This is a genomic window from Pseudomonas sp. JV245A, assembly GCF_032424515.1.
GTDB lineage: Bacteria > Pseudomonadota > Gammaproteobacteria > Pseudomonadales > Pseudomonadaceae > Aquipseudomonas > Aquipseudomonas protegens.
The window spans coordinates 1-321 of the sequence record NZ_VYKE01000605.1 but is presented as its reverse complement, the minus strand read 5'-3'; the positions used below and the strand labels follow the sequence as shown (position 1 = coordinate 321).

The window sequence follows — 321 nt, the reverse complement described above, 5'->3', positions numbered from 1 at the left end:
TCACCGCGCCGTGGCTGGGGCGCTACTACCGCACCTACGACCACAGCGTCGAGCAAGAGATCAAGGCGGCCCTGGCCAGCCCGGCGGATTTTCTGCCCGGGCCCTGGCTGCCCCGGCGGGATTCGGCAGAGCACCCCAAGCGCGGTTTTGTGGTCCGCGACCGCAATCTATTGACCGCGCGCTGGCCCGGGGACTGCCACCGCTTCGCCAATGAATGGGCGAGCCTGCTGCAACAGGCTCGCGACGCCCAACCTCAGGCGCAGCAGGCAGAGCGCTGACCCGGCTTGAAGGCATGGCTGCGCGCGCCCCAGACCAGCATCA

At 69.2% G+C, this 321-nt stretch carries 1 pseudogene; it reads left to right on the top strand.

Going from position 1 to position 321, the window contains the following annotated elements:
• Positions 1 to 278, top strand: a pseudogene (locus F6S12_RS33245) (hypothetical protein); the annotation flags it as partial.
• Positions 279 to 321 lie beyond the last annotated feature (43 nt).